Raw genomic sequence first — 8,368 nt, 5'->3', positions numbered from 1 at the left:
GGCTTGGGCTTGCTCAAGAATAGCTTTTGCTTTTTCTTTGGTAGCGTCATCGAAGCTAACGGAAGTCGCTTTGCCCTTGAACTTGATGTCGTCATGAGCCGCTTTGAAATCAAAGTCTACATCGAGGCCAAGTTCTTGCAGCTGAGGTTTGGCTTGTTCTTTCGTAAGCGTCCCTTTCTTCACTTGATCGAAAATGGCTTTCACCTTGCTTTGAGTTGCTTCATCGAGATTGCTTGCTGCTTTTACCTTAACAGCCGTTGTCAGTTGTCCATTCCCGATGGATTGCGCAGGCACCTCGGCAGCGAATGCGGATCCCAAAGAAGTGAGTGTGAGTACAGCTCCTAAAGCAGTTGTAGCGAGTGTCTTTTTCATAATTGTCAATCTCCTTCGTGAATGTATTTTTGTTTACGACTTCATTGTATGACCCTTATCTGGAGTTACTATGAAGATCATGTAGAGTTTTGGTGGGGATTTTTCGGTCTCTCCATATAAACTCCAGATAGCACGGCTATACTAATTAAAGAGGTGATATATTGATGAACTATCAGATTCTTGTGATAGAAGATGATCAAGAGATTCGGGAGTTAATCAAACAGTTTTTGATGACCCAACACTATAGCGTTGAAGTTGCATCCGATGGAATAGAGGGCATGAAACAATTCAATAAGCAATCCTTCGATTTAATTCTATTGGATGTCATGATGCCTAACCTTAACGGATTCGAGGTTGCCAAGATGATTAGGGGTGAGTCCAATGTTCCCATCATTTTGCTAACTGCTTTAGAGGAAGAACAGGATCAATTAAAAGGTTTCGATCTCGGAATCGACGATTATATTACGAAGCCTTTTTCCTTTCATGTATTGATACGGAGAGTCGAGGCCGTATTACGAAGAAGCAAGGATCAAGGAACGAATAATGGTCTGGTGTTCAAGGAAATTCAAGTAGATTGCGATGCCTATAAAGTATACGTCAACGAGATTGAAATCCCATTAACGACGAAGGAATTTGAAATCGTCCAGCTGCTTGTTCAAAATGAGAAAAAAGTGCTCACAAGAGAAAGCATCGTCGAGAAAGTATGGGGATTCGATTATTATGGAGAGACGCGAGTCATCGATACACATATCAAAAATATTAGAAAGAAGTTAGATATACCCTACATTAAAACCGTAAAGGGGATCGGCTACAAAATTGATGAGTAAATGGTTGGACATGCTGAAGATGAAGCGTATTACCTATAAGCTTTTCGTGACTACGTCCCTTATTCTGTTATCCTTTGCCGTCCTGATTTATGTATCGCTGTACTTCTTTCTCCCTACTTTTTATGAGCAGTACAAGACGAATCAGCTTCAGACCGGGATTGAAGAAATCATAACGAAATCGAAGGATCTCGATTTGCAATATGGTGTGCTTCTTCTTGATGCCTTTGCCAAAAAAAATAATGCAGTCGTCTATCTTCAAAATAAAGAGGGAGTCATCATTTACTCTCCCTTTTTTTCTTCGGTTCGCAAAGGTTATTCACTATCGGCGGAAGTGAGAGTCGAAAGAGCAAAACCAATCGTGAATTCAAACTCCTTCGATGTCACCGTGCCCATTCAGTTTTTGGATGCGAAGTTAACGCTCGTCGTGTCCGCTACCTTTCAACCGATAGATGAGGCCTCGCAAGTATTGGTACTTTTTCTCCCTTATTTAAGCGTTATCGTTATTGTGATTGGTATAGGCAGCGCTTATTTGTATTCGAGGTTTATCACGAAGCCGCTTCTTTACATTAATCAAGGTGCGCAGAAGATGGCGAACTTGGATTTTTCCGAACAAATCGAGGTGCGTTCTACGGATGAATTGGGGGAGTTATCGACCAGCCTAAATGAATTGTCCGTGAATTTGCAGCAAACGATGCAAGAATTGCACAATGCGAATCGGCAGTTAAAGAGCGATATTGAAAAGGAAAGAGCAGTAGAAACAAAACGCAGGGAATTTTTCGCGATTGCAGCGCATGAATTGAAAACTCCTCTTACCGTGATGAAAGGTTATCTGGAAGGAATGATCTATCATATCGGTCCATATCGCGATCGCGATCAATATTTGCAGAAAAATCATCAGATTGTCGAGGGAATGGAGCAGTTGGTTCGTGAGATTTTAAGCATGTCGAAGTTGGAGCGTGATACATTCAAGCTGCAGCTTGAAGAAGTGAATCTCTCGCAGCTCGTGGATAAAATAACTGCGGATCTTGAATATTTTGCGTCTCAGCGGGAGATTCAGCTTATGAAGCATATTGCTTCAGACATAATGGTTCACACTGATCGTCTGATGCTGGAGAAAGCGTGCAAAAATATCATCCATAATGCGATTATGTATTCTCCGCAGGGAGAAAAGGTATGCATTCAACTAACCCGGGATGTGCAGGAGGGCAGCATTCAATTTCAAGTCATCAATACGGGCGTGAACATTAAGGAAGAGGACATGCAGCAGATTTTCGAACCTTTCTATCGAGTTGAGAAATCGAGAAATCGCAACACAGGGGGCAGCGGATTGGGACTATATATTGTAAAGCAGATTTTTGATGCTCTGGGAATCTCGTACTCCATGCACAACATCGAGCAGGGCGTACGGTTTGAAGCTTCCATTCCGATACTGCGGCAATGAACGCGTAGCGGTAGGCTATACAGTGGCGGTGTAGGGTATGATGAGAAAAAGAGCGAGTAGTGCAAACAGGGGTCAAAATAGCCGTATTGGCGGCACTTCGCGTATATGCAGGAATTGCCGGGGGAATGATGGATGCAGGGATTAGAGCGGATAAGATGGGTAATAGGACGGGAATCACGCTATGAAAAAGGTATTAATTATCGAAGGTGATGAGCTCCTCCGGGAATCAATGGCTCATTATTTCAAGGATGATGGATATGTTGCTTACACAGCCGAGGATGGACAGCAAGGGTTGGAGCTATTTGCAGCGCAGGATATCGACCTTGTGATACTGGATGTCATGCTTCCGGAACTGGATGGTTGGGATGTATGCCGCCGTATCCGTGATGTGTCCAAGGTTCCCATTATATTAGTTACGGCTAGTAGTGATGAGGAGGATACACTCCTTGGCTTTGACTTGGGCGCTGACGACTATGTAACGAAGCCCTTCAAGCCTGCGGTTCTCATGGCACGAGCAAGGAGATTGCTGAAGTCTGCGAGTCAGGACGAGCAGCAAGACGATATTATCTTGTGCGGCATTCATATGAATAAGTCTGCCCACAAGGTGTCGATTGAAGGGACGCCAATCAATTTAACTCATACGGAATATACGATCTTGTTGAGTCTTATGGAACATAAGGAGCAAGTAATTACTCGAGACACGCTCATTACAACGATATGGGGATATGAGCAAGGCGGAGGCGACAAGGCGCTGAACACACATATTCGCAACCTCCGATACAAGCTGGGGGATAAAGCTAAGCATATTACAACGGTCGTGCGGGTTGGATATAAATTTGAGGTTGATAAATGACGGGTATTGGGTTATGAAGCTGCTATGAAAAAACAGCACCAGTGTCTCTCTACGATCAGGAGGGGGAACTGGTGCTGTTGCTATTTTTATTGCGATATAACAAATTTGCTCGCTTACTCCTCTAGCTCCTTGCCTTTCGTTTCCGTACCAAGCCAGAGGACGGCAACCGCACCGATTACAATGGTGACGAAGAACAGCCAGAAGATCGCGCTAATCGCAACCTGTCGAGCGACGAGCATACCGACAAGGTACGGAGCGATAATGCCGCCGACTCTGCCGAAGGATGCGGCAAGACCAACGCCGGTAGAACGAACCTTGGTCGGGTACAGCTCTGGCGTATACGCGTACATGCCTCCCCATGCTCCAAGGTTGAAGAACGACAAGCATATCCCGGCTGCAATCAGCATGCCTTCCGTTGTCGCACTGCCGAACCAAGCTGCACTGCCTGCGGTAAGCAGCAAGTACAAGACGAGGACGAATTTGCGCCCGAACTTCTCGATGAGGTAAGCGGCGGTGAAGTATCCGGGCAGCTGTGCGAGCGTCATAATGAGCACGTATTCGAAGCTTTTGACCAAGCTGAAGCCCTTCAGCATCATAACAGAAGGCAGCCAGAGGAACATGCCATAATAGGAGAAGACCACGGTAAACCACAATACCCACAGCATAATCGTAGAGCGGCGGTGCGGCCCAGACCATACTGCGACAAAGCGCTCGCGGAACGACAGCTTCTGCTGTTCTGATTGCTTCGCCTGCTGAGTAAAGCGCGGCGGATCTTGAATTGCCTTTCTCAAGTAAAGTGCGTACAGTGCTGGAACGGCACAGATTAGAAATGCCGCTTGCCATCCGTATGTAGGAATAACGAAGTAAGCAATCAGTGCAGAAGCGATCCAGCCAGCTGCCCAGAAGCTCTCCAGCAGGACAACGGCACGTCCGCGTTCCTTGGCAGGGACGGATTCAGAGACAAGGGTTGACGCGACGGGTAGTTCGCCACCAAGACCCGCACCGGCGATGAAACGCAATATGCACAGCATCGTGAAGCTTGTTGCTGCTGCGGACAATCCGCTAGCAATCGAGAAGATGACCAGTGTCCAGAGCAGAACCGACTTACGGCCGTATTTGTCCGCTAATGCTCCTGCGAGCAGCGCGCCTACTGCCATGCCAATCGAATTAATGCTTGTAAAGAGTCCTGTCTGCTGCGGGGTTAAGCTCCATTCGGCTGCGAGTGCCGCCGCGATAAAGGAGATGATGCCGATATCCATCGCGTCGAACATCCAGCTCATTCCGGCACTCCATAGCAGCTTGCGCTGCTTCGGCTTATCCAACGTTTTCGCCGTATTCATTTCAGTATCTGCCTCCACTTGATATGAGTTTGGATATGGGTTTGTTCAGAAGGTCACATGCGAGCTTTAGAACAAGCTTTAATAAGGCGCAACTTGCTCTCTGATGTGATACCATTCATCAGTATGGACTTTATCATAACAAATAAAGCTAATTTTGGTTATAAAAATTCACGAAAAATAGGTAAGGTTATTCAGCTAGTGAGTCTTAGCCTAATCAAAAAAGCGATGACCCCCATTTAATCGAAGGCCATCGCTTGTCATTTAATTTTTAAATTGCTGATCTGTAGAAGTGTTGCGCGGCGTGCCCGTAAGCCCAACAGCCTCGTCGTACGCATCGAATATCGCTCGCGCGATTGGCGCTGCGCTATAAGCCCCGTAATTGCCTTCCGGAACAACTACCGCGACTGCCAAGGTCGGATTTTGCGCGGGAGCGTACGCAATGAACACTCCATTTTCTACTCTGATGCCTTTTGCGACTTCCTGTTCGGATGTTCCCGTTTTCCGATAATAGTCATAATTGAACCCTTCAAATCCCTGTACCTTCACTCGGCTCATGCCAAGCTCAATCAAGTCCCAATAGGCTTTATCGAACTTTGCTTCGTTCAGCATCTCCGGCTTAAACTCTTTTACTACCTTTCCGTCCGGATCCGTAATTTTGCTGATGAACTGCGGCTTCATTCGCTTGCCATGCGAAGCCAGCGTAGCCGCATACTGGGCGAGCTGAAGCGTTGTATACTTGCCCTGCTGGCCGAACGAGGCGTATGCAAGAGCGGATTGCGCGCTGGCGCGCACGGCTTCGCTCATGTAGTCCTTTAGGCCGGCTATCTCTCCAGGCAGTCCGCTGCCGGTCTTTACACCAAGTCCGAACATTTCCATATATTTGTCCCATGTCTTCAGTCCGTTCACATCCGTTCGGGAATATAAACGTTTGCCGATCAAATCGATCATAAAGGCATTGGAGGAGAATTCCAGCGCTTTTGCGGCATCGATACGACCATGCGACTTGTTGTTCGCATTCCGGATTTTCCTTTTTTCGAGTCCGATTTCGGCATAGCCGATGTCAGGATAATCATCGTACACGCCGAACAGCTTTTCCTTCAAACCGATAAGGACGGACAACGGCTTGATTGTAGAGCCAAGGTACACGATAGAGTTCGGGTGCTTGTTCATTTCTTTTTCGTCGTATGGGCCGTAGGCTGCTTTTATCGTGCCGTTATTCATAAAGGATTTATTTTTTTCGTAATCCTCAACGCTGATGGAGCCGTTCTTCCATACGTTGCTGTCATAGTCCGGCATACTGGCCATGGCGACGACATTGCCCGTCTTCACTTCCATGGCGACGGCATAGCCCGTACGTGCGTTAGGCGCTTGCTCTACGGGATTGGAGGAGTTTCGTATTTTCTGCAGCGTCTGCATAATCGCAGCTTCTGTTTTCATCTGAATGCTTTTATGAATGGTCAGGTGAAGATTGTTGCCCCGCTCAGGCTTGGTCAATTCCATGGGGCCCATAATTCGTCCCGCTACGTTAACCGGGAATTTCTTGAGTCCGTTTTTGCCGCGGAGCTCTTCCTGGTACATGAACTCCAGCCCGTCAACACCGACATCCTCATAATCGAGGTATCTGAGCTCCTCGTGCCGGGAATTTCTATTTTCGTATATCTCCTTATAATAATCGTAGGACTCTCTGACACCTCTGAACTTTTTCAGATAGCCGATTGTTTGCACCGCGACTGTATCCTGATCATAGTTTCTGACGCTGTCTTCTATAATCTCAAGATCTTTATATTCGGACTTATGCTCCAAGAAATAAGCAATATCCTTCGAGGATAAATCCGTTTTGATCAAGCGGGGGACATATACGGGATTAACATTGGCATTCAAATCCATACGCTTCACTATTTCCTCGACTGATTGTTCCTCTCCCGTCTTGGTATTGCTTTTAAATCTCTCGGCGAGCTTTTCAGCGAGCTTCTTGGCTTCCGCCATGTTTTCTTTATTCTTGTAGTTTTTGTTCACGTTAAAGTAAAGTGATTGTGTCGATGTAGAGTAAGCGATCTTGTGATTGCTAGCATCATAGATGATCCCGCGAATCGGTGCGATAGCTGTAGTCCGGTAGCCCAATGAAGTTTCTTTTTGCTTGAGGGCAGGGCCATCTACGAATTGCAGCAACGCCAAGCGTATAATAAGTATGGCGAATAAGGCGAATATAATAAAGAAAAGTCCAGTCAAACGGACAGAAAATTTGCGTTCATTGTCTGATTTGTGTTTGTTTGCGTGAGTTTCCTTAGATAGATTCAAAGCACTATTTCCTTTCTGCATCTGCGTATCATATTCTGTTTACCGGGTTCGTCATTCCTTTGATACAAGTACACCTCGATTTTATTAAAATTGATCATATATTCATATAGCGGCAGGATCTTTTTATCATCTAATTCCAGACCCATATGAGAAAAGGCAGACTTATACACCTACTAGATGCAGCAACGGTTGCGATGGTTTCTTGAAAAATATTACAAAATAATTCAAGTGTGCTTCGGCTTCGCTTCGCGCTCGACTTTTCATTTTGAATCGGCTGGAGTAAGATAATCCTAACATCATCATGATGCGGACAAGTTCCGATACGGCTGCAGGAAAGAGAAGGAGGAGCTATGCTTCAGAAATTCGGTTTTTCACAATATGAGAGCAAAGTATACGAGACGTTGGTGGCAGGAGACGGCCCTATGGATGCAACGAGTGTGGTCAAGCACTCAGGCGTGCCGAAGGCGAAAATATATGAGGTGCTGTCGCGTCTTATTGATAAGGGATTAATATCGGATTCCATATCCGAAAAGAAAAAGACCTATTTGGCGCTGCCGCTTCAGGTTGTTATCGAGAAGCTGTCCAAGGAATTCGAACAGAGCATTGAACAGTTGAAGCAAATGAATGAGCGCAAAATCGCAGCGGACAATCATGTGTGGAGCTTGAAATCGGAAGCTTCGATTATGGCGTATTGCCAGCATCTGATTGAAGAGGCGCAGGACACGATTATCGCCTCGATGTGGAGCGATGAATTTCGGAAATATGTGCCGCTGCTTGAGAAGAAGGAGCGGGAAGGCGTACGAGTGGAGGCATTTGTAACGGGGACAGATGTGCCGAAAGCCCGAGTGTCGAAGCTGAATACGTTATCGCCGACGGAAGAGCATCATACGCTGGAGAGATTCATGCTGGTTGCAGCCGACTCATCCCAAATTATGTTCGCGGGGATGGAGCAAGGGGAATGGCAGGCAATGCGCACCGGGGCGCAGCCATTCGTAAAATTCTTTATTGAGTTCTTTTACCATGATGTTGCCTTGGCGAGAATTTCACAAAAATATAATGCAGAGCTCATGGCGGACGAGGAAATGAAGTCACTGCTGATGCGGCTTCGTTATTAAAGAGGATTAAACTGTTGCATGAATAGCCTCGTGTTTAAGGAGGTAAAAAGAAGTAAAGAGCAGTAAAAAGCAGTAAAAAGCAGGCCTCCGAATGAACTGCACCCCAATTGTTAGACACCATC

General features: G+C 46.1%; 7 protein-coding genes and 1 pseudogene. 5 read left to right on the top strand and 3 right to left on the bottom strand.

Annotated features, from left to right (window positions below; translation table 11 throughout):
• Positions 1 to 372, bottom strand: a pseudogene (locus BBG47_RS26515) (hypothetical protein); the annotation flags it as partial.
• A 161-nt stretch (positions 373 to 533) separates the two neighbouring features.
• Between BBG47_RS26515 and BBG47_RS26510 the strand changes: the two are divergent.
• From BBG47_RS26510 to BBG47_RS26500, 4 genes are read left to right on the top strand one after another with little or no spacing between them, the layout of a single operon-like run.
• On the top strand, positions 534 to 1,199 hold the full coding sequence (locus BBG47_RS26510; protein ID WP_175400650.1) for a response regulator transcription factor: 666 nt from the start codon (positions 534 to 536) through the stop codon (positions 1,197 to 1,199).
• A complete protein-coding gene (locus BBG47_RS26505; RefSeq protein WP_065294243.1) occupies positions 1,192 to 2,640 on the top strand; it encodes a sensor histidine kinase in 1,449 nt (482 codons plus the stop codon). Before BBG47_RS26510 ends, BBG47_RS26505 begins: the two co-directional genes overlap by 8 nt.
• A gap of 59 nt (positions 2,641 to 2,699) precedes the next feature.
• Positions 2,700 to 2,825 (top strand): hypothetical protein, encoded by a 126-nt coding sequence (locus BBG47_RS31140; protein WP_285853199.1) that lies wholly within the window; start codon positions 2,700 to 2,702, stop codon positions 2,823 to 2,825.
• Positions 2,822 to 3,493, top strand: a complete 672-nt coding sequence (locus tag BBG47_RS26500) for a response regulator transcription factor (protein ID WP_065294242.1) — start codon at positions 2,822 to 2,824, stop codon at positions 3,491 to 3,493. Before BBG47_RS31140 ends, BBG47_RS26500 begins: the two co-directional genes overlap by 4 nt.
• A gap of 113 nt (positions 3,494 to 3,606) precedes the next feature.
• Here the strand turns inward: BBG47_RS26500 and BBG47_RS26495 are convergent, their stop codons facing one another.
• Both BBG47_RS26495 and BBG47_RS26485 read right to left on the bottom strand, forming a co-directional pair.
• Positions 3,607 to 4,833, bottom strand: a complete 1,227-nt coding sequence (locus tag BBG47_RS26495) for an MFS transporter (RefSeq protein ID WP_021259515.1) — start codon at positions 4,831 to 4,833, stop codon at positions 3,607 to 3,609.
• Positions 4,834 to 5,094: 261 nt separating this feature from the next.
• Entirely contained in the window at positions 5,095 to 7,131 is a 2,037-nt protein-coding gene (locus BBG47_RS26485; protein ID WP_254659936.1) for a peptidoglycan D,D-transpeptidase FtsI family protein, read from the bottom strand.
• Between the two features lie 350 nt (positions 7,132 to 7,481).
• Between BBG47_RS26485 and BBG47_RS26480 the strand changes: the two genes are divergently transcribed.
• Positions 7,482 to 8,246, top strand: coding sequence for a TrmB family transcriptional regulator (locus BBG47_RS26480; protein WP_065294239.1), 765 nt, complete (start codon positions 7,482 to 7,484; stop codon positions 8,244 to 8,246).
• Positions 8,247 to 8,368: the final 122 nt, after the last annotated feature.

Origin of the sequence: Paenibacillus sp. KS1, assembly GCF_001680695.1 — a bacterium.
In the GTDB taxonomy this organism is placed as follows: domain Bacteria; phylum Bacillota; class Bacilli; order Paenibacillales; family Paenibacillaceae; genus Paenibacillus_B; species Paenibacillus_B suaedae.
Note: the sequence above shows the minus strand (reverse complement) of the source record. Positions and strands in the feature narration are given on the sequence as shown.

What these genes read in the sequence shown, in the direction of transcription:
- BBG47_RS26505 (WP_065294243.1), top strand. Translation starts at nt 1,192, where the DNA reads ATGAGTAAATGGTTGGACATGCTGAAGATGAAGCGTATTACCTATAAG.
- BBG47_RS26500 (WP_065294242.1), top strand. Translation starts at nt 2,822, where the DNA reads ATGAAAAAGGTATTAATTATCGAAGGTGATGAGCTCCTCCGGGAATCA.
- BBG47_RS26495 (WP_021259515.1), bottom strand. Translation starts at nt 4,833, where the DNA reads ATGAATACGGCGAAAACGTTGGATAAGCCGAAGCAGCGCAAGCTGCTA.
- BBG47_RS26480 (WP_065294239.1), top strand. Translation starts at nt 7,482, where the DNA reads ATGCTTCAGAAATTCGGTTTTTCACAATATGAGAGCAAAGTATACGAG.